This is a genomic window from Halomonas sp. E14 (genome assembly GCF_052568415.1).
This window is the reverse complement of sequence record NZ_CP199423.1, coordinates 399,315-417,281: the sequence shown is the minus strand read 5'-3', so window position 1 is coordinate 417,281 and position 17,967 is coordinate 399,315. Positions and strand designations below refer to the sequence as shown.

The window sequence follows — 17,967 nt, the reverse complement described above, 5'->3', positions numbered from 1 at the left end:
TCCCTAAAAACGGGGCTGACACGCCAGCGAGGATGCAACGACCTTGAGCGACGACTTCCCTTTGGGATTGCTGTTCGGCCTGCTTTTCCTGCTCATCTGCCTTTCCGCTTTCTTCTCCAGCTCCGAGACCGGCATGATGTCGATCAACCGCTATCGGTTGAACCATCAGGCCAACAGCGGCGACAGTCGCGCCCGCCGGGTTTCGCGCCTCCTGCTGCGCCCCGACCGCCTGATCGGCGTGATCCTGATCGGCAACAACTTCGTCAACAACCTGGCCGCGTCCATCGCCACCATCATCGCCATCCACTTCTTCGGCGAAGTCACCGGGCCGGCGGTGGCCACCGCGCTGCTGACCATCACCATTCTCATCTTTGCCGAGGTCACGCCCAAGACCTACGCCGCGGTGAAGCCCGAGCGAATTGCCTTTCCCGCCTCGCGCGCGCTCGAGCCGTTGCTCAAGCTGCTCTACCCGCTGGTCTGGCTGGTCAACGTGATCTCCAATAACCTGCTGAAGCTCTTGGGGGTCAAGAGCATCGAGGGCGGCGGCGACCACCTCACCCGCGACGAGCTGCGCACCATCGTGCACGAGGCGGGCACGCTGATCCCGCACCGCCACCAGGCCATGCTGCTGTCGATCCTCGATCTGGAAAACGTGACGGTCAACGACATCATGGTGCCGCGCCACGAGGTGGTGGGCATCGATCTCGACGACGATCTGGAAGACATCCTGACCCAGATCCGCACCAGCCAGCACACCCGCCTGCCGGTCTTCAAAGGCGACATCAACAACATCATCGGCATGCTGCACCTGCGCAACGCGGCCCGCTTCCTATCCCGCCCGGAGGTGACCAAGGCATCGATCGTGCAGGAAGCTCGCGAGCCCTACTTCATTCCGGAATCGACGCCGCTGCATACCCAGCTGCTCAATTTCCAGAAGCAGAAGCGGCGCATCGGCATCGTGGTAGACGAATACGGTGACGTGGATGGACTGGTGACGCTGGAGGATATTCTCGAGGAGATCGTCGGCGAATTCACCACCGACGTGGCCGGGCAGGAGCAGGATATCCACCGCCAGGACGACGGCAGCCATGTGATCGACGGCACCGCCAACATCCGCGATATCAACCGCATGCTGGGCTGGCAGTTGCCCACCGACGGACCCAAGACGCTCAACGGCCTGATCCTCGAGCATCTCGAATCGTTCCCGGACGGCCCGGCCTGCCTGCAGATCGGTATCACGCGCATGGAAATCCTCGAGGTGCGCGACAACCTGATCACCTCGGCTCGCTGCTGGCAGGTGCCGCGCCAACGCCGCTGATCAGCGCCGCGCCTCGACGCGCTCGATGGGATAGACCCAGGCATCGGCATCGGCCTTGAGCGCACGCACATGCGCCTCCAGCCGCTCGCGCTGTGCCAGCCGGGACGGAATCGGCCTGCCGAAGTGGAGCGCCACCCGGGCTCGGAAGCGGCGCGGCCGCGACGACAGCGCAGGGCCGTTGCAGTGCGACGTCCAAGACCCCCAAAGCCCGGCCAGACCGGCGGGAATCACCGGCACCGAATCTCGGGCCAGGATCGTTTCCAGCCCACGCCGGAAGGGATGCACCTCGCCATCCGGCGTCAGGCGACCCTCAGGGAACAGCATCACCACCTCACCGCTGCGCAGGGCGCGGCTGACCTCTTCGAGCGCCCGGCGTACGCTGCCCGGGTCGCGCCGGTCGGACTCCACCGGGATCGCCCCCACCAGGCGGAACAGCCAGTTGAGCCAGGGCGACTCGTAGATCGGCCGGTCCATCAGGAAGCGCAGCGGGCGGGGGCTGGCCCCACCGATCACCAGCGCATCCATGAAGCTGACATGGTTGCAGACCACCACCGCCGGCCCAGTGGCCGGGATATGCTGGCAGCCGCGCAGCCGCAGCCGGTAGATGGCGTGCACCAGCAGGAAGATCAGGCGACGGATGAAAGGACGAGGGGCGCGCCATACGCGCCAGGCAGCGACAGCGACCAAGACCCCCAACGCGATGGCTAACAGCAGGTTCACGCGCTATCGGACCTCTGCCTGAGACCATCGAGGATGGTGGACAGCAACTGTTCGAGCAGTTCAGGGACTTCCAGCTGCTGGCCCTGCCAGTAGCCGAGCCGTTCGTTGAGGCCGAGCTGAACCAGGCCGTGTACGCTGCCCCACAGGGTACGCCCCAGCCGTCGGGCTTCGAGGTCACCCAGCGCCGGCTGATACTGCTTGAGGCTGGTCTCGACGCGCAGGAACAGCGCTTCGATCATGTCGGTCTGGCGCTGGTCGAGCTCGCCCTCCTGCGCCAGGGGGTAGTCGAACAGCAGCTGCCAGCGGAACGGCTCGCGCTGGGCAAATTGCCAATAGGCCAGCGCCAGCGCCCGCAGCTGGCGCTCGGGCAGGGTGCCCTCGGTCAGTGGCTCCACCACCGTTCGCAGCCGTGCCAGGGTTTCGATGTTGGCATGCTGCAGCAGGTTGCCGAAGCTGCCATACAGCTTGAGCAGCGTGCTGGGAGCACAGCCCACTTCACGTGCCAGGGCACGCAGCGACAATGCATGCGCGGGCCTGTCCTGCAGCCAGGCATCGCAGGCCGCCATGACCTGGGCATGGAGCGCTTCGGGCACATGCTGTCGGGGACGAGCCATGACATTCCTCACGGGGAAGTGGATACGAGCCAGATCAGGCCCGGCAGCATAGGATAGCGCACATCGAACACTGTTTTCGACCATTCCACTGCGCCCTTTTCAGCAAATCTTGACTTGTTCAGCAATCCTTGACTTGGCTACCCTGGCGCCAACCCGAACTTGGAGACCCTATGGCCGGTCGTCTCTACATCCCTTCGCTGCCGGTGGACAGGCTGCTGCCGCAGCTAACGGTCGAGCTGCCGCTGCTGACCGGCGTCAACCTCTCGCCTCGGCGAATGCTCTCGCATATCCGCATGGAGGCCGGCAGCCCGCGCCTGTCCCGCGCCTTCTGGGGGCTCACGCCGCCCTGGCTCGGCGTGCTCGATCACGCCCCACACTGCGCCAGGGCGGAGTCGCTGGAGTCGCGCCCGATGTTCCACGAGGCCTTCACGGCCCGCCGCTGCCTGGTTCCGGTGGGCGGTATCTACGTCTGGAAGTCGCAGCCCCGCTTCAAGCAGCCCTTCCTGGTCACCCGTATCGACCGCGGCCCTCTGCTGCTGGCCGGCCTATGGTGCCGTTTCCATACCACCCTGCATGAGCACACCGACTCCCTGGCGCTGATCACCGTTCCCACCAATGCCCTGCTCGCACCGCTCAGCGATCGCCTGCCGGCTGTCATCGGCCCCGAAGACGCCGGCCGCTGGCTCGACCCCCAGGCGCCGATGGCGCCCATCCGGGCCCTGCTGCAGCCAGCCGCCAGGGAACTGTTGGGCGCCTTTCCGGTATCAAGAAGGGTCAACGATCCCAGGCACCAGGACCCCGGCTGCGCCCACCCCACCGGCCCCATGCTGCGAAGCAGTGAAAAGGAGACATGATGCCCATGCTCGCCCCTCCCCCGTTCCGCTACGGCAGCCGGCTGCTGGCCGGGCTGCTCCTGGTCGCCGCGCTGCCGGCTGTCGCCCAGCCCGACGACGCCCCCCAGGGCCGAGCCGACCCGGCCATCGATGCGATTATCTCCCCGCGCACCAGCCCCCATGACGCCCGCGAGTATCGCGTGCTGCAGCTGGATAATGGGCTTGCCGCACTGCTGGTCAGCGACCCGCAGGCCGACCGCGCGGCCGCCTCGATGAACGTAGGCGTGGGCAGCGCCCAGGATCCGGACGACCTGGCCGGCCTGGCACATTTCCTCGAGCACATGCTGTTCCTCGGCACCGAGCCATTCCCCGAGGCCGAGGCGTACCAGGGCTTTATTCGCCGCCACGGCGGCAGCCACAACGCCTTCACCGCACCCCAGGACACCAACTACTTCTTCGACATCGAGCCCGAAGCCCTGTCCGGCGCACTGGATCGCTTCAGCCAGTTCTTCCTGACCCCGCTGTTCAACCCCGACCAGCTGGAAAGCGAGCGCAACATCGTCCATTCGGAATACATGGCACGCATTCGCGACGACGGGCGCCGCGAGAACGACGTGCTCAACCAGGTGCTCAATCCCGACAACCCCACTACCGGCTTCTCTGTGGGCAGCCGCGACACGCTGGCCAACCCGCCCGAAGAGGAGCCCTCCCTGCGCGATCGGGTCATCGACTTCTACCAGCGCTATTACGATGCCAACGTCATGCACCTTGCCGTGATCGGCCCGCAGCCGTTGGATACACTGGAAACCCTGGTCGTGGAACGCTTCGCCGATATCGCCGACCGCGGCCTGGAGCGGCCCGTCATTGACGCCCCGCTGGTGCGCGACGGCAGCCTGCCGCGCTACCTGGAAATGCAGTCGGTGCAGGACAGCCGCCATGTGCGCTTCCTGTTTCCGGTACCCGATCCGATCCAGGACTACCGCCATAAGCCGGCCGACTACCTGGCCAACCTGCTGGGGCACGAAGGGGAAGGCAGCCTGCTGGCGGTACTGCGCGAGGCCGGCTACGCCGACGGCCTGTCTGCCGGCATCGCGCGCGGCGACGAACGCCACGCCCTGTTCAGCATCAATGTCAGCCTCACCCCCGCCGGCGCCGAGCGCCTCGATGAGATCGAGGCCACCCTGTTCGCAGCCATCGAGCAGATTCGCGCCGAGGGCCTCGAGGCCTGGCGCTACGACGAGCAGGCTCGCCTGGCCGAACAGCAGTTTCGCTTCCAGCAGCAGGGCTCGCCGCTGCAGGGCGCCATGCGCCTGGCCATGAACCTGGCTCGCTTCCCGGTGGAGGACGTGCAGTACGCCGCCTACCGCATGGACGGCTTCGACCGCGAGCTGATCGAACGCTATCTGGAGCCGCTGCGCCCCGACAACCTGCTGCGCCTCTACAGCGCGCCCGACGTCGAGGCCGACCAGACCTCGCCGTGGTTCCATACCCCCTGGCAGGACGTCACGGCACAGCGCCCACAGCCCGCCGAGCCGCTGGCCGGGTTGTCCCTGCCGCCCCCCAACCCCTTCATTGCCGACGACCTGACGCTGCTTGCCGTACAGGACGAGCGACCCGCCCAACTAGCCGAAGCGCCCGGCTATGAGCTTTGGCACATGGCCGATAGCCGCTTCAACACCCCCAAGGTGGAGTGGCGCATCAGCCTGCAGAACCCCTCGACCAGCTCAGCACCGCACCAGGCCGTACTCGCGCACCTGCTGGCCGGCTGGCTCGATGACAGCCTCAACGAGGAGCTCTATGCCGCCCGCCTCGCCGGGCACCACATCGAAGCCTACCCCCATGCGCGAGGCATCACGCTCGCGTTCGGCGGCTGGCGGGATCGGCAGGCACAGGTGATGCAGCGCACCCTGGAGCAGCTGCAGCAGGGCGAGATCGACGACGAGAGCTTCGCGCGGGTGCTCTATCGGTTGCAGCGCGAGTGGCGCAACGCCCCCCAGGCCGCACTGTTTCGCCAGGGGCACCGCACCCTGGCCGAAGCCTTGATGCGCCCCCAGTGGCCGGCCGCCAGTCTGCTGGAGGCCAGCCGCGAGCTACACGCCGACGATCTGCGTGACTTCCGCGAAGCGTTCCTGGCCGAGCTGCGCGTGCAGGCCATGGCCGTCGGCAACCTCGAGGCCGAACTCGCCTTGCGCGAGGGGCAACGGGTGGTCGAGCAGCTGCAGCCTACGCTGACCGCAAACCAGATCCCCGACCTGACGCCGCTGCGCATCGAGGGCGAGCTGCCTCCGCTGCGCCCGGTGACCAGCCGCGAAGAGTCGCTGGTGCTGCGCTACCTGCAGGGGGCGGATCGCTCGCTGGAGAGCCAGGCGCGCCTGGCCGTACTCGGCCAGGTGATCGATACGCCCTTCTACCAGCGCCTGCGCACCGAACAGCAGTTGGGCTACGTGGTCAGTGCTGGCTACTCGCCCATGCTCGACGCCCCCGGACTGAGCCTGCTGGTACAGTCGCCGGACACCGACAGCGACACGCTGCAGGCGCATATCGACGCCTTTCTGGATACGTTCGAAGCCCGCCTGATGCAGATGGAAGATGCCGAGCTCACCCCCTATCGCCAGGCAGTTCACGACAACCTGCTGCAGCGCGATACCAGCCTGCCCGGGCTCACCAACCGGCTGTGGCGCGCGCTCTCCTTCGGCGATACCGCGTTCAACCGCCGCGAGCGCCTGGCAGAGCGGCTGCTCGGGGTCGGCGCCGATGACCTGCGCCAGGCATGGCTCACATTGCGCGAAGGGGCCGTACTCAACGTGACCTTCGACCCGGGCGATGCGCCCAGCGACGTGGCCGCCCTGACCCAGCACCTGGCGCCGCTGCCCGAAGCCGACGACTGAGCGGCCCACGATGACAACGCCCGGTCAGCTCACGCTGACCGGGCGTTGTCATGAACGGGCGGCGTGCCGCCTCGTCTCAGCCGAAGGCCTGGGCCGGCATGATGCTCTCCACATGCATGACCAGCTCCTCCAGCACCTGGCGATCACGGTCGCTCAGCGTGGCCTGGTTGAGTCGCTCGATCTCCCGTGCGAAATCCTTCAGCGTGAAGCCGGCCACCGCGGCGTCGTTCATGCGCTCCCAGCGGTAGCCCTCCCAGCGCGCCTGCTCTTCGCTGCTGAGCGTATCGGGGTAATTGCGCGCACGGAAACGGAACAGCATCTCCTCCAGGCGCGGATCCTGGAAGGCGAAACGGGCGTCGACCAGGTCCCACGGCGACGCTTCGCGCACGCGCTGCATCTGTTGACGGTCGGCCGGCGAGAAGAACCCTCCGCTGTAGAGCATCAGGTCCGGGTCACGGGGCGTGTCGGGCGGTGGCTGGGCAAAGACCTCGGCCGCCTTGCGTGCCGCCGCCGGGTCGGCCGCCAGCTGCTTCCAGTGGCGCCGGCAGGCGTCGATATCCAGCCCCAGGCGCGCGACGATCTCGCCGTACTCCCCCCGTCTCGGCCCTTCCACATCCTTCAGCGCCGAGGCCGGCAGCACCACCGGGCTGCGGTTGATATGGATGACCTTGAGCGGAATACGTACCTCGCCTTCAGCCAGGTCGTCGCTGCTGACGAAGACGCGCTGGCGAATCTGCGCCACGTCGAGCCCGAGCAGCGCCTCTGGCGCCACCGAGAGATCGTAGACGATGACGCCGTTGGGGTTGGTGGGGTGTTCCGCCAGCGGCATCACCAGCGCGCTGCAGCCGCGGCTGGCCGGATAGCGCCGCGACACGTGCAGCACCGGCTTGCGCCCCAGCACATCCAGCCGGCGGGCCACCTCGCGCTTGCTGCGCAGCGCCAGCAGGTGATCGAAGAGCTTGGGGTTACGCTCGCGCAGCAAGCGCGCCAACCCAATGGTGGCGCGCACATCGGCCACGGCATCGTGAGCACCTTCATGGGCGATGCCGTTGGCGGCGGTCAGGTGTTCGAGACGGAAGCTGGGCGAGCCGTCCTCGCGCGAGGGCCACGCGATGCCGGACGGACGCAGGGCATGGAAGGTGCGTACCGCGTCAATCAGGTCCCAGCGGGAGTTGCCGTTCTGCCACTCGCGCGAGTAGGGATCGAGCAGATTGCGATAAAACAGGCAGCGGCTGACCTCGTCGTCGAAGCGCAGCGTGTTGTAGCCCAGCGCACAGGTGCCCGGTTCGCTCATCAGCGCGTGGATGCGCCCGGCAAACTCGGCCTCCGGCAACCCCCGGCGGCGCGCCTGCTGCGGCGTGATGCCGGTGATCAGGCAGGCCTGCGGGTGCGGCAGAAAGTCGTCGGCCGGCTTGCAGAACAGCTCGACCGGCTCGCCGACCTCGTTGAAATCGGCATCGGTGCGTATGGCGGCAAACTGCGAGGGCCTGTCGCGCCGGGGATCGGCGCCGAAGGTCTCGTAGTCATGCCACAGAAAGGTCATCGGGGCGGCATCGGGCTTCGCCATGAGCGCGGGGTCTCCTGCCTGCGTCGCTGGATGGCACAGCCTAGCACAGCCCCGCGGACGGCTCAGCTGCGCGGCAGGGTGACGTTGAGCTCGAGCACCGAGCAGTTGTCCTCACTGTCCAGGCTGATGTTGATCGCATCATCGTCCACCTGCACGTAGCGACGGATCACCTCCAGCAGCTCCTTCTCCAGCATCGGCATGTAGTCCGGCTGGCCTCGCTGGCTACGCTGATGCGCGACGATGATCTGGAGCCGCTCCTTGGCGACCGACGCGGACTTCTTGCGCTCTCGCTTCAGGAATTCCAGCAATCTCACCGGCGACCTCCTCCGAACATGCGGCTCAGCAGGCTCTTCTTCTGAACCTCGTGGAAACGCAGCGGTACGTCCTCGCCCAGCAGGCGCGACACCGTATCGACGTAGGCCTGACCCGCATCGCTTCTTTCGTCGTGGGTGACCGGCACCCCCTGGTTCGAGGCGCGCAGCACCGCCTCGGACTCCGGGATCAGGCCGATCAGGTCGATCGCCAGGATCTCGCGGATATCCGCCAGGTTGAGCATGTCGCCGTCGTCGACACGAGCGGCGTTGTAGCGGGTGATCAGCAGATGCTCCTTGATCGGATCCTCGCCGCGCTCGGCCCGACGCGTCTTGGAGGCCAGCAGCCCCAGGATGCGGTCCGAGTCGCGCACCGACGACACTTCGGGGTTGGTGACCACGATCGCTTCGTCGGCGAAGTACATCGCCAGCTGCGCACCGCGCTCGATGCCGGCAGGGGAATCGCAGATGATGAAGTCGAAATCCTTGCTCAGGGTCTCGAGGATTTTCTCCACCCCTTCGGAACTCAGCGCATCCTTGTCGCGGGTCTGGGACGCCGGCAGGATGTGCAGGTTATCGACCCGCTTGTCGCGGATCAGCGCCTGGTTGAGCCCCGCCTCGCCCTGGATCACGTTGACCAGGTCATAGACCACGCGGCGTTCGCAGCCCATGATCAGGTCGAGGTTGCGCAGGCCTACATCGAAGTCGATCACCACGGTCTTGTTGCCGCGCAGGGCCAGGCCTGTGGCGATGGCCGCTGCACTGGTCGTCTTGCCAACCCCACCCTTGCCTGAGGTCACTACGATTATCTTGGCCAAGTTGTGCCTTCCTCTGGATAACGTTGTATGCAAAAAATCGTGCGGCATTCACCCCTGCCGACTAGTCCAAGGCCGTGATTCCCAGCTGCGCATCGCTCAGTATGACCTGTACGGAGGTGCCCAGCAGCTGCGGGTCGATGTCCTCGAGGCGCTTGTAGTTGCCCGCCACCGACAGCAGCTCGGCGCGCAGCTCGCGACAGAAGATACCCGCCCGGGTGTCGCCGTGGATGCCCGCCAGGGCACGCCCGCGCAGCGCGCCGTAGACATGGACGCTACCGGCCGCCAGCACCTCGGCACCGGCGTTGACGGCGCCGATGATCACCAGGTCGCCCTCGGGCGCCGACACCTGCTGGCCCGAGCGCACGGTACCGCGGTAGATGCGCCCGGCCCCGGCTTCGGCCTGGGGCGCCGCCGCGGCGGGCGATTCCTCGGGCATGTCGCTCGTTGGCACTTCCTCCAGGGTACGGCTGCGCGCTCCGTCGGCGGGGGGAAACCAGCCCAGGCCCAGCGCCCAGGCCGACTGCTTGACCGGCTCGGCGCCGCCTCGTACGGCCACCGGCAGCAGCTTGTGCGCACGACAGACGGCACAGATCCGCTCAAGTGACAGGTGAGGTTCATCCAGCTTCTCGACGCTGAGAACCACGGGGGTGTGCTGAAAAAAGGCGGGGGATTGGTTGAGCTTGCCGGCGAGCTGGTCACGGATGCGCTCGGGGTCCGCGCTGGTCAGCTCCATGACCGTCATCGGCAGCATACCGCCCTTGAAGGTGAATGCCATGCTTGCCTTGTCCACTTTGAGGCTCATTGCCGGACTCCACTCGGGTGTTGTCGGGTCGTGGCATTAAGCTAAGCGACTCCCAGCACCCCTGCAACTGATGATACGGCCATAGGGCGTTGACTTGAATGGTCGCGGTTTCGCTACACCCCGCTCGGTGGGCTTTGCGATCCCACCGGCGCATGCTTAGATAAGTCACATCAATAAAGACGCCGACTCGACAGCGCACTGCTGCGAATACGGCTCATGCAGGCCTGCCTGCACCTTCTTCAGGATGCCCCATGCCAGGATTCCTTCAACGCTTCCTTGCCCCACGCTGGCAACACCGCGATGCCCAGGTACGCCTGCAGGCCGTCAGCCGGCTCGACCCGACCCATCCGGACCAGCGCCGGGCGCTCGCGGCACTGTGCCTGGACGACACTCCCAGCGTACGCCAGGCCGCACTGATGCGCTTCGACGATCCGGCGCCACTGCTGCCTTTGTTGACGCAGCAGCCGGACAACCCGGAACTCCAGCACCGCCTGGCCGCCCTGCTCACCGGCAAGGCGGGTGCGCTGGCCTTGGCCCAGCGCATCGACTGGGTGGCGCGCCTCCCGCACCGCGACCTGCTGATGACGATCGCACTCGAGGGCGACAACCAGCAGCTGCGCCTGGCGGCGCTGGCCGGCCTGCACGAAGAGTCGGACCTGATTCACCAAGCCTGCGAAAACGGCATCGCCGCGGTGCGCCACGCCGCCGCCGCCCGGGTTGCCAGCGAGGCAGGGCTGCAGGCCCTGGCCGGCCGCGCCAGGCGCGACCGCCAGGTAATGCGTCAGGCCCGCGAGCGGCTCAACCGCTTGCGCGCCGACGCCGCCTCGCTGATTGCCGCACGGGAGCGGCGAGAAGCGCTGTTGGGCAAGCTCGAGGCCCACGCCAATGCCCCCTGGGAGCCTCTTTACGGCGGTCGCTACCGCCACCTGGTACGCGAGTGGGAGACGCTGAGCGACCTGCCCGAAGCCGAGCAGGAGCGGCGTTTCCACGATGCCGAACAGCGCTGCCGCAAGACGCTGTCCGACCACGAGGCGCGCGAACAGGCGCAGGCGGAAGACGCGCGCCGCCATGCCCGCGCCACCGAGGCGCGCGCCGCCCTGCTCGATGCCCTGGAAGAGAGCCTCGGCAGCCTGCCCAACGGCGATCAGTTGACCGGCCAGGACATCGCCAGCCTGCGCGCGCAGAAGCTGCTGCTGGCCAACCGCTGGCAGGCGCTCTCCGACCTTCATGTGGCCGACGAGACGCTGCGCCAGCGCTACGACACGGTGCTGGCCGACTACGACCGCATTCTCGCCGCCTGGGAGCGCTTCAGCGCACAGATCGATGAGCTCGAGCAGGCCCTAGAGGCCCGCGATCATGAACGCCTGGCAGCCGGTATCGAGGCCTGCCGCTGGCCCGACAACCTGCCCCCCGCGCCGCTTCTCGCCCGTTGCCGGCGCGCCTTGGGTGAAGCCAGCGCCCCGGCCACCAGCGAGCCGGCCGACCTGGCGTCGCTACTGGAGCGTCTGGTCATCGATATTGCCCGGCTCGAGCAGTTGCTTGAGCGCGGCGCGTTCAAGAGCGCCAGCCGGCTCTACCAGAGCCTGCGTCACCGTGCCGAGCGCCTGCCCGAGGCACAGCTTGTCCCTCACCAGGCCACCCTCAAACGGCTTGGCGCCAGGCTTGCCGAACTACGCGACTGGCGCGGCTTCGTTGCCGGTCCCAAGCGCGAGCAGCTGGCGCTAGCCATGGAGGAGCTGGCCGCCAACGCCGAACTGACGGAGGCCGAGCTTGACCGCTGGCACCGCCAGCTGGTGCGCGACTGGAAGGCGCTGGGCGATGCCGCGGCAACCCGCGAGCTGTCGGAGCGCTTTCGCAGCGGCTCCGACCAGGTTCACGAGCGCCTCGCCTCCTGGCGCGAACGCCAGGTCACCGAGCGGCAGCACAACCTCGAGGCCCGAACTGCGCTTTGCGAGCAGCTCGAAGCCCTGCTCGACAGCCCCGCCGCGGACGCCGACCCCGATGCACTGCGCCGGATCCGCGACCACGCCCGTGAGGAGTGGCGCCGCCACTCGCCCGTGCCTCGCGAACAGGCCCAGGCTATCGGCCGACGCTTCGGCCGCATCCGCTATGCCCTGCAGGCGCTGATCGACCAGCGGGCCAAGGCGGTTGCCGATGCCAAGCAGGCGCTGATCGACCAGGCTCGCGCCCTGCTGGAGTCAGCCCTGGCACCGGAGCAGCAGGCCGAGCGCGCCAAAGCCCTGCAGCAGCAGTGGCGCGAGCATGGCCGCGCTCCGCGGGGCGAGGAGCAGGCACTATGGCGTGAATTCCGTAATGTATGCGACCAGATCTTTGCCGTGCGCGAAGCGCAGCGCGACGACCGCAACCAGCGCGCACGGAAGCGGCTGGATGACATGCAGGCACTGATCGACCAGTTGGACGCCTGGCAGCCCGTGCGTCATGCCGATGCGCAGGTACTCGAAAGGGCCGTCGACCAGGCCGCCAGCCTGGAACCGCTGCCCTCGGGCCGCCGCACGGAAGGCATGCGGCGACGCTGGAGCGGCATCGTACGCAGCCGCCGCGAACGGCTGGCCCGCCTTGCCGTGGTAGAGGAGGTGCAGCGCTGGCAAGCCTGTCGCCCGCTGCTCAATGCCCACCTGGAGGCCGACGCCAGGCTGTATGCCACCGGAGAGGGCGAAAACGTCGTCCCCGAACCGCAGTGGACGCTGCCGGCGGACATTCACCGCGCCCATGAGCAGCGCAACGCCGCACGCCGCCATCCGCCCTCGGCCGATGAAGTTGAAGAACAATTGGCTAGGTTACGCGTGCACCTGGCCGTACTGGCCATGGGCCCGGTCAGTCAACAGGACGAGCCCCTGCGCCTGGCCATTCAGGTCGAGCGGCTCAACGAAGGGCTGGGGCAGGAAATGAGCCGCGCTGAAGAGGTGCGAAGCGTACTGTGCAAACTGCTGGCCATTGGCCCGGTGTCAGCCGAGCAGTGGCAGCGGGAAGTTGGTGAACTTGACACGCTGATGGCGCGGCTGGCCCACCTGCCACCTCCCTAGGGCCTGGTATAGCCAAGGCAGCATGCATGAGGGATAAACCAAAACGGGAGGCCAGGCCTCCCGTCTCGTGCTCAGGGCTCTGTCACCCCATGAACTGGCCGCCGTTGATATCAATGTTGGCCCCGGTGATGAAGCCTGCCTCCTTGTCGGCCAGGAACACCACCAGCCGCGCCACCTCTTCGGGGGTGCCGTAGCGCTTGACCGGGATGGTCTCGCGAATCGCTTCGCGCACGTTTTCCGGAATCTTCATGATCATGTCGGTGGCGATATAGCCCGGCGACACGGTGTTGACGGTGATGCCCTTGGTGGCCGTCTCCTGGGCCAGCGCCATGGTCAGCCCGTGCATGCCCGCCTTGGCCGCAGAGTAGTTGACCTGGCCAAACTGACCCTTGCGACCGTTGATGGAGGAAATATTGATGATTCGCCCGTAGCGCTGCTCAAGCATGCCGTCGATGACGCTACGGCAAGTGTTGAACACCGTGTTGAGGTTGGTATCGATGACCTCGTTCCACTGATCCGGGGTCATCTTCTTCATGGTGCCGTCACGCGTGATGCCGGCGCAGTTGACCAGCACGCTGATCGGGCCGTGCGCCGCCTCGATCTCCTTGACGCCCTTCTCACACGCCTCGTAGCTGGTGAGGTCGACTCCCGAGAGGGAAATAGTGTTGAACCCTTCCGCCTGCTGGGACTCCAGCCAGGTCTTGGCTTTCTCCGGATTGTGATAGCCAGCCACCACATGGTAGCCCGCAGAAGCCAGCGCACGGCAAATTGCCGACCCAATGCCACCGGTTCCGCCAGTAACCCATGCTACGGGTGCTTGTTGAGTCATTGTCCACCTCCCTGATTCGACACTTTTTTAGTACTTGCCGCTTGACCTGAGCTAAGGCCAGGCCGCAACAGAATGCTGCTTGCCGAGGAACCCTTCAACCCATCCTTTATCATAATGGACTTCCGTAGCGTCAGCGCATGCCGACAGCGCCTTGACATCGCCGCGCTAAACTGTAGAATAAGGCCACGTTGATGCGGGGTGGAGCAGTCTGGTAGCTCGTCGGGCTCATAACCCGAAGGTCGTCGGTTCAAATCCGGCCCCCGCTACCAAGTTTTTAAGAACCGAGGCAAATGCCTCGGTTTTTTGTTGTGCCTGCGTTTAATCTTCTCATGCTCGTGCCCTGCGACCGACCCTTTCGCGCAGGCCGCATCATAGTGAAGCCGGCACGTAGGCGGAACTCCCCGTGGAAACAAATCACCCTTAGCTCGACGTTATCATGCTTCACCGATCAGGAGAACGGCTGAGGCGGCGAACCAGGCCATGCCGCCAGCCGATCAGCGGCCTGGCCCTTCCAGCTCCCTGGCCAACAGCGCCAGGCTACGGTCGTCACCGCTGGTGCCGCGACAGAAGGCCTCGTCGTAGAGCCGCCTGACCAGGTCGCGCTGGCGCAACGCCCCTTGCCGCAGCTGCCCCAGCCACAGGCTGAGCTGCCCCGACACCTGCCGGCCATCGTGGGCTACAAGCTTTTCCGCCGCACCGTCGGTCATCGCCGCCACCCCGGTGAGACGCGCCACGGCCAGCGCGCCCGACTGCACGTGATCCAGCTCGAGCCACTCGTCAACGAAGCGGGTCTGGTTGGCAAACTCACCCCGGCCAGGCTCGCCCAGCACACTAAGCCTAGGTGCCAGCTCAGGCTCGCCGCCTTCCGGTGCCTCGCCCGCCACGGCCTCCTCGACCACCAGCGCCCCATCGCCGACCTTGAGCCACAGCAGGCGGGCCTGACCTACGACCACTACCAGCAGCGTGCAGCGCAGGTCACGCACGGCGCGGTGGTGCTCGGCGGCCAGATCCTCCAGCACTCCCTTGGCATGCTTGACCAGCAGCAGCGCGAAATGCCGCAGCTCATCGTCAGCAGGCGACGGCACAGCATCGAGCAGCGGCGCCAGCTGGCTCTCCAGGGTCGCCAGCAGGCGTCGCGTGGCGGTTACCGCCGCTTTGGCACCCAGATCGGAGGCGGGGGAACTGCCGGCGCCGTCGGCCACCACCAAGGCCGGGCGGGGCTGAACGACGGCGTCGGCGGCATCCTGGCAGGGGAGCGGCGGATTCCGCTCGAGATGCGCCAGGCCCGGCACGGCCACCGCCAGACGCGTCCACGCCGCGGCGGTGGCATTCGGCCAACACGGTAATTCAGCGTCCATTCGCCACCTGTCCCCGATTGAGCGTGCCGGGGGTTGCCAGACGAGCGGCAACCAGTCCTTGCACCATGGCATCCTGGTAGTCGCTCAGCGCCTCATGCCATTGGGCCAGCGTCGCCCGGCGACCGGGCGTATCGGCGCCCTCGGTGAAGGTGGTGGTGAACATCTCGCGCAGGCTTTCGGGCAGGTCGCTCCACAGCTCGTACCATACACCCTGCGGCACGTCGCGCTGGCCGCGCCCATAGGCGAAGCGGCCGCGTCGCAGGTTGCGCACCGGATCGTCGCCGCCCACGATGTCGTAGGGATGACGCCCCAGCATCAGGCACTTGAACAGCACGATGGCCAGCGAGAAGGCCTCGCTGCCCGGGGTCCGGACGATCTTGCGGAAGGCCACGCCCTGATGCTCCTTGGGCGTCATGTCGGGACTGCCGACCGGGCAGGGGTAGAAGGTGCCGCCCACGCGCAGCTGGTAGCTGTCGCAATCGATCAGCGTCACCTGCTGGGTGCCCGGTACACAGAAAATATTGTTGAGATTGTAGTCGCCGATGCAGACACCGGCCCGATGCAGCTGCTGAATGATCTCGATGAGGCGCAGCAGATAACCCACGACCTGGCGGCGATCCAGCCCCGGGAAGTAGCGCTGGTAAAGCAGCGCGTGGGCCAGGTAGCTCATCTTGACGCCCTGGGCGCGATACATGGCAAAGCCGATCCAGCGCCGGCGCTCGTCGAAGACCCGAATCAGCGGCCAGCACACGTCCTTGGTCATCTGGGTATCGCGCAACACGCGCATCGCCTCGACCTTGCGATGCAGCTCGCTGCCGTGCTTCTTGAGCACGTCGGGGTAGTACCACTTGACGATCACATCAGGGCGATCGAGCAAGGCATAGATCTCGCCTTCGCCGCCTCGCTCCAGCCGCTTGCCCAGGCGGCGCATCTTGCCCAGCGAATCGGTCACCATCCGTCCCTGCACGGTCGTCTCTCTCTCGTTGGGCTCGCGCGGCGAGCCGGGTCCTTCATTGGCCATCCTGCCGCCCCTTCCGCGCCGGGCCATGGGGTCAGATGCTGTCCCAGCTATCGGTGGGCGGCAGCTTGACCTGGTCGGTGGTCGACGAGGAGGCCGACACCCGGCTCATGCTGGCAGAGAGCCAGAGGAAAAACTCCCGGAACTTGAGGCCCTCGAGCCGCTTGGCCGGGCGGGTGGAAAAGGCGCCGAGCGCCTCGAGATCCGCCTCTTCGACCCCCACCGGCATCACCACCAGCTTGCGCTGCTGGGCCAGGGTTCGCGCCCGTGCGGAAACCACCTGCCACTCGTCGGTCGGCACGCCGTCGCTGATCACCACGAGCCAGGGCTGATAATAGGCCACGCCCGCCTTGCGATAGGCGGCAGTGCGCTCTTCGAGCCGATCCAGCGCCAGCTCCATGGCCGCGCCCAGCGGGGTCAGCCCGGAAGCGACGAACTGGCGGCACTGCGAGATATGCATGGCAGTGGTGAAGGGCAGCTGCTCGGTAACCTTGCCGCCCGCGGTGATGACCCCCAGCTCCACGGAGCAGGCAGCCATTTCGTCCTCCTTGATCGCCGCGATAAAGGCTTGCACACCGGCATTGAGCTCCTGGATCGGCTGGCCAAACATCGACGCGGAGGTATCCAGCACCAGCATGCAGGCGCAGCGGGGCGAAGGATTATCGATCAGGTCGCTGGTGGGATTGAGCCGGTATGTCGCCATCGAGGTATCCTCATGTTCTGACGAACAGGAGACTACCACAGCGCACCCGACGATGCTGCGCTCGCCGGGACCGAAGCGCGCTCGCACGCCCCCTTGATTCCTGGCGCCGGGGCCCGCATCTTGCGAAGACATCTCTCTTGGAAAAGGTTTGCTCATGGCCATCGTCGACCCTCGCAGCGGCGCCCCACTGTCGGCGCCCCCGGCATCCCCGGACGCCTCCCTTTCTTCGCAGCAAGCGGCACCGGGCGATGACCAGCTGATCATTGACGTCGACCGCAACAACATCCAGCAGCTGCTGGAGTTTTCCATGCAGGTGCCCGTGCTGCTCGACTGCTGGGCGCCTTGGTGCCAGCCCTGCAAGGTGCTGATGCCGATCCTAGAGAAGCTGACCCGTGAATACCGCGGCGCCTTCATCCTGGCCAAGCTCAACATCGAGGACAACCAGGAAATCGCTGCCCAGCTCGGCGTACGCTCGGTGCCGGACGTCAAGCTGATCAGCCAAGGCGGCCTGGTCGACCATTTCCAGGGCGCACTGCCCGAAAAGGAGCTGCGCGAATGGCTGGGGCGCTACTTCCCCGCGCCCGAGGGCGCCTCGGCCAGCCCCGAGGAGCAGGCCGCCGAGGCCTTGGCCCAGGGCGACGCCGCCACCGCCCGCGCCCTCTATGAGGAATTGGTGCAGCAGAATCCCGAGCACTATCCCTACCAGGTGGAGCTGGCTCGGGCGCTGGTCGCCGAAGAACGCAGCCCTGAGGCGCTGGCGCTGCTCGACAACCTGCCCCCCGAGGAGCGGGATGCCGCCGCGGCTCGCGGCGTACGTGCCAGCATCGAGTTTCGCAAGGAGGCGCCCAGCGACGAGGACCTGGCCGCCCTGGCCGGCCGCGACGACAGCGAGGCCCAGTTCAAGCGCGCCCTGCGCCAGGTTGCCGACGGCGACTACGAAACCGGGCTGGAGGGCCTGCTGGCCCTGATGCGCAAGGATCGCGCCTATGGCGACGACGCCGCGCGCCTGACGCTGCTGCGCGTCTTCGACGCCCTGGGAGCCGACCATCCGCTCACCGTGACGTATCGCCGCAAGCTGTTCACGTTGCTCTACTGATACGTTCCCATCGAGCTCTGCCGGGCGGCCCGCGGCCGCCCTCCCTCC

General features: G+C 66.8%; 15 protein-coding genes and 1 tRNA gene. 6 read left to right on the top strand and 10 right to left on the bottom strand.

Annotated elements, in window-relative coordinates; genetic code table 11:
- Window positions 1-43 precede the first annotated feature (43 nt).
- Window positions 44-1,318, top strand: coding sequence for an HlyC/CorC family transporter (locus ACT7B3_RS01890; RefSeq protein WP_444678570.1), 1,275 nt, complete (start codon window positions 44-46; stop codon window positions 1,316-1,318).
- Here the strand turns inward: ACT7B3_RS01890 and ACT7B3_RS01885 are convergent, their stop codons facing one another.
- Complete coding sequence (locus tag ACT7B3_RS01885; RefSeq protein ID WP_445158827.1) at window positions 1,319-2,032, bottom strand: 1-acyl-sn-glycerol-3-phosphate acyltransferase; 714 nt, start codon at window positions 2,030-2,032, stop codon at window positions 1,319-1,321.
- A gap of 2 nt (window positions 2,033-2,034) precedes the next feature.
- Window positions 2,035-2,652, bottom strand: a complete 618-nt coding sequence (locus ACT7B3_RS01880; protein ID WP_445156676.1) for a TetR/AcrR family transcriptional regulator — start codon at window positions 2,650-2,652, stop codon at window positions 2,035-2,037.
- Between the two features lie 170 nt (window positions 2,653-2,822).
- Between ACT7B3_RS01880 and ACT7B3_RS01875 the strand changes: the two genes are divergently transcribed.
- Entirely contained in the window at window positions 2,823-3,506 is a 684-nt protein-coding gene (locus ACT7B3_RS01875; RefSeq protein WP_445156675.1) for an SOS response-associated peptidase, read from the top strand.
- 5 nt (window positions 3,507-3,511) lie between these two features.
- Window positions 3,512-6,373 (top strand): insulinase family protein, encoded by a 2,862-nt coding sequence (locus ACT7B3_RS01870; RefSeq protein ID WP_445156674.1) that lies wholly within the window; start codon window positions 3,512-3,514, stop codon window positions 6,371-6,373.
- Between the two features lie 76 nt (window positions 6,374-6,449).
- On the opposite strand, the gene sbcB is transcribed toward ACT7B3_RS01870, so the two are convergent.
- The 4 genes from sbcB to minC all read right to left on the bottom strand — a co-directional run bounded on the left by sbcB (window position 6,450) and on the right by minC (window position 9,871).
- On the bottom strand, window positions 6,450-7,940 hold the full coding sequence (sbcB, locus tag ACT7B3_RS01865; RefSeq protein ID WP_445156673.1) for an exodeoxyribonuclease I: 1,491 nt from the start codon (window positions 7,938-7,940) through the stop codon (window positions 6,450-6,452).
- A 62-nt stretch (window positions 7,941-8,002) separates the two neighbouring features.
- Entirely contained in the window at window positions 8,003-8,254 is a 252-nt protein-coding gene (gene minE / locus ACT7B3_RS01860) for a cell division topological specificity factor MinE (protein ID WP_444678574.1), read from the bottom strand.
- Window positions 8,251-9,069 (bottom strand): septum site-determining protein MinD, encoded by an 819-nt coding sequence (gene minD, locus ACT7B3_RS01855; protein WP_444678575.1) that lies wholly within the window; start codon window positions 9,067-9,069, stop codon window positions 8,251-8,253. Before minD ends, minE begins: the two co-directional genes overlap by 4 nt.
- Window positions 9,070-9,130: 61 nt before the next feature.
- Window positions 9,131-9,871, bottom strand: a complete 741-nt coding sequence (gene minC, locus ACT7B3_RS01850; protein ID WP_445156672.1) for a septum site-determining protein MinC — start codon at window positions 9,869-9,871, stop codon at window positions 9,131-9,133.
- 251 nt (window positions 9,872-10,122) lie between these two features.
- Here minC and ACT7B3_RS01845 point away from each other — a divergent pair, with 251 nt between their 5' ends.
- Window positions 10,123-12,915 carry a DUF349 domain-containing protein gene (locus tag ACT7B3_RS01845; protein WP_445156671.1) on the top strand — a complete coding sequence of 931 codons (2,793 nt, stop codon included), beginning with the start codon at window positions 10,123-10,125 and terminating at the stop codon, window positions 12,913-12,915.
- An 82-nt stretch (window positions 12,916-12,997) separates the two neighbouring features.
- Here ACT7B3_RS01845 and phbB read toward each other — a convergent pair whose 3' ends face one another.
- Window positions 12,998-13,744 (bottom strand): acetoacetyl-CoA reductase, encoded by a 747-nt coding sequence (phbB, locus tag ACT7B3_RS01840; protein WP_444678578.1) that lies wholly within the window; start codon window positions 13,742-13,744, stop codon window positions 12,998-13,000.
- Window positions 13,745-13,936: 192 nt separating this feature from the next.
- On the opposite strand from phbB, the gene ACT7B3_RS01835 reads away from it, so the two are divergent.
- Window positions 13,937-14,013, top strand: a tRNA-Met gene (locus tag ACT7B3_RS01835).
- Window positions 14,014-14,238: 225 nt separating this feature from the next.
- On the opposite strand, the gene ACT7B3_RS01830 is transcribed toward ACT7B3_RS01835, so the two are convergent.
- From ACT7B3_RS01830 to ACT7B3_RS01820, 3 genes are read right to left on the bottom strand one after another with little or no spacing between them, the layout of a single operon-like run.
- Window positions 14,239-15,102 carry a protein phosphatase 2C domain-containing protein gene (locus ACT7B3_RS01830; protein ID WP_445156670.1) on the bottom strand — a complete coding sequence of 288 codons (864 nt, stop codon included), beginning with the start codon at window positions 15,100-15,102 and terminating at the stop codon, window positions 14,239-14,241.
- Window positions 15,092-16,123 carry a kinase gene (locus ACT7B3_RS01825; protein ID WP_445156669.1) on the bottom strand — a complete coding sequence of 344 codons (1,032 nt, stop codon included), beginning with the start codon at window positions 16,121-16,123 and terminating at the stop codon, window positions 15,092-15,094. The genes ACT7B3_RS01830 and ACT7B3_RS01825 overlap by 11 nt, the downstream gene beginning before the upstream one ends.
- 31 nt (window positions 16,124-16,154) lie before the next feature.
- Window positions 16,155-16,823 (bottom strand): vWA domain-containing protein, encoded by a 669-nt coding sequence (locus ACT7B3_RS01820; RefSeq protein ID WP_445156668.1) that lies wholly within the window; start codon window positions 16,821-16,823, stop codon window positions 16,155-16,157.
- Between the two features lie 154 nt (window positions 16,824-16,977).
- Between ACT7B3_RS01820 and ACT7B3_RS01815 the strand changes: the two genes are divergently transcribed.
- A complete protein-coding gene (locus ACT7B3_RS01815; protein WP_445156667.1) occupies window positions 16,978-17,919 on the top strand; it encodes a tetratricopeptide repeat protein in 942 nt (313 codons plus the stop codon).
- Window positions 17,920-17,967 lie beyond the last annotated feature (48 nt).

Bases quoted from the DNA above. Each gene is read 5' to 3' on its own strand.
- ACT7B3_RS01880 (WP_445156676.1), bottom strand. From the start codon at position 2,652: ATGGCTCGTCCCCGACAGCATGTGCCCGAAGCGCTCCATGCCCAGGTC.
- ACT7B3_RS01870 (WP_445156674.1), top strand. From the start codon at position 3,512: ATGCTCGCCCCTCCCCCGTTCCGCTACGGCAGCCGGCTGCTGGCCGGG.
- sbcB (WP_445156673.1), bottom strand. From the start codon at position 7,940: ATGGCGAAGCCCGATGCCGCCCCGATGACCTTTCTGTGGCATGACTAC.
- ACT7B3_RS01830 (WP_445156670.1), bottom strand. From the start codon at position 15,102: ATGGACGCTGAATTACCGTGTTGGCCGAATGCCACCGCCGCGGCGTGG.
- minC (WP_445156672.1), bottom strand. From the start codon at position 9,871: ATGAGCCTCAAAGTGGACAAGGCAAGCATGGCATTCACCTTCAAGGGC.
- ACT7B3_RS01815 (WP_445156667.1), top strand. From the start codon at position 16,978: ATGGCCATCGTCGACCCTCGCAGCGGCGCCCCACTGTCGGCGCCCCCG.
- ACT7B3_RS01845 (WP_445156671.1), top strand. From the start codon at position 10,123: ATGCCAGGATTCCTTCAACGCTTCCTTGCCCCACGCTGGCAACACCGC.
- ACT7B3_RS01875 (WP_445156675.1), top strand. From the start codon at position 2,823: ATGGCCGGTCGTCTCTACATCCCTTCGCTGCCGGTGGACAGGCTGCTG.
- ACT7B3_RS01820 (WP_445156668.1), bottom strand. From the start codon at position 16,823: ATGGCGACATACCGGCTCAATCCCACCAGCGACCTGATCGATAATCCT.
- ACT7B3_RS01825 (WP_445156669.1), bottom strand. From the start codon at position 16,123: ATGGCCAATGAAGGACCCGGCTCGCCGCGCGAGCCCAACGAGAGAGAG.
- phbB (WP_444678578.1), bottom strand. From the start codon at position 13,744: ATGACTCAACAAGCACCCGTAGCATGGGTTACTGGCGGAACCGGTGGC.